2 protein-coding genes are annotated in these 1,720 nt (G+C 61.3%); one reads left to right on the top strand and one right to left on the bottom strand.

Translation table 11 applies throughout. From position 1 onward, the window contains the following. Positions 1 to 183: hypothetical protein (locus tag ACYVDE_RS21900; protein WP_460503663.1), on the bottom strand; the 183-nt coding region annotated here is incomplete at its 3' end. A 282-nt stretch (positions 184 to 465) separates the two neighbouring features. Between ACYVDE_RS21900 and ACYVDE_RS21895 the strand changes: the two genes are divergently transcribed. Then, a partial coding sequence (locus ACYVDE_RS21895; protein WP_460503662.1) for a helix-turn-helix domain-containing protein occupies positions 466 to 1,720 on the top strand: 1,255 nt, incomplete at its 3' end.

Below are 1,720 nucleotides of genomic sequence, written 5' to 3'. Positions count from 1 at the left end.
GGCCCGGCGGGCCAGCAGCGCCTGCCGCGTCTGGTCGAAGCGGCGGTGCAGCTCGGCCACGAAAGCCAGCGCCGAGGGCGTCAGGATTTCGGCAAAAGCGGGCGAGTAGGTGCCCAGCACTTTCACCCGCTCGGGGGTGCGGTAGGTGGGCACGGGGGCGGGAGCAACGTCGGTGAAAGTCATGGCTTATGCGGTTAATGGTGGGAGGTTAAAAGCAAAGGCTTGTTTTTGATTGAGTAGCAGCAGTAACTCGGGCGTTCAGCCCCGCGCTTTGGGCCGGGCCTACCGCAAACATACACTGCGAATTTTATTTTACTAGCGAATATTCGCTAGTAAAATAAAATTCGCTCAACAACCCCATTTAGCTAACCGGACGTAGTTTCGCGAAAAGCAGCCCTGCGTGGGATATCGCCGGTTTATGCGGCCCATCGCGCAGGATTTCACTACCAGCCTTTTATTTCCCTTATGCTCAACCACGGCCAAGTCGTCCGCCTCATTTTTGGCCTGAAGCTGCGCGAACTGCGCCAGGAGCGCCGCCTGAGCCCGGCCGACCTGGCGCGGGCCTGCGAGGTGTCGGTGAGCTACCTTAATGAGATTGAGAAGGGCAAGAAGTACCCCAAGGCCGACAAGATTCTGAGTTTGAGCAAGGCACTGGACGTGCGCTACGACCAACTGACCTCGCTGGAACTGCCGCGCCGGTTGGAGCCCATCGGCGAGCTGTTGAATTCGAAAGTGCTGCAGGAGTTTCCATTGGAGATGTACGGCCTGGAGCCCGCCCGCTTGGTGGAGCTGATTGCTGACGCCCCGGCCCGGATGACGGCCTTCATCAGCACCATCTTTGAGATTGCGCGCAACTACGAGATGCGCCAGGAAGACCTGTTTCTGGCCGCGCTACGCTCGTTTCAGGAGATGCACGACAACTACTTCGAGGACCTGGAGCAGGACGTGCGAACTTTTGTGGGCAGCCACCAGCTCAGCACCGCCGCGCCCTTCGACCTCGGCCAACTGGAGCGCGTGCTGACCGAGGAATACGGCTATACCCTCGACCGCGAAACGCTGGGCCGGCACGCTGTGGCCACCCAGGCCCGGCTGCGAAGCGTGTTTCAGCCCAAGCACAAGCGCCTGCTGCTGCGCCCGGGCCTGAGCCGGGGCCAGCAGGCTTTTGTGCTGGGCCGCGAGGTGGCCTTCAACTACCTGAAATTGAAGGAGCGGCCCTACGTGAGCAGCAGCCCACAGGTGAATTCGTTCGATGAGGTGCTGAACAACTTCAAAGCCTCCTATTTCGCCGGGGCGCTGTTGATGGACGAAGAGAGCCTGCTGCGCGATTTGAAGAAGTTTTTCGGGGCCAAAAAGTGGCAGCCCGAATTGCTGCTGAACTTGCTGACGCAGTACGATGTGAGCCCCGAGATGTTTATGCAGCGCCTCACCACGCTGCTGCCGCGCCATTTCGGGCTGCAGAGCCTGTTCTTCCTGCGCTTCGACCAGGCCGACGCCACCGCCCCCTACGAGCTGACCAAGGAACTGCACCTGGCCCGCCTGCACAACCCCCACGGCAACGAGCTGAACGAGCACTACTGCCGCCGCTGGGTGAGCCTGCGCCTGCTGGCCGAAGCCCGCGCCCTGCCCGTGCCCGATACCGCCGAAGCGCCCGTAACCGTGGCTGGTGCCCAAAAATCCCGCTACCACGGCACCGACGACGAGTACCTATGCTTCACGCTGG

This window comes from Hymenobacter agri, from assembly GCF_054778495.1.
The sequence above is the reverse complement of the archived record's forward strand: the minus strand, read 5'-3'. Positions and strand labels throughout refer to the sequence as shown.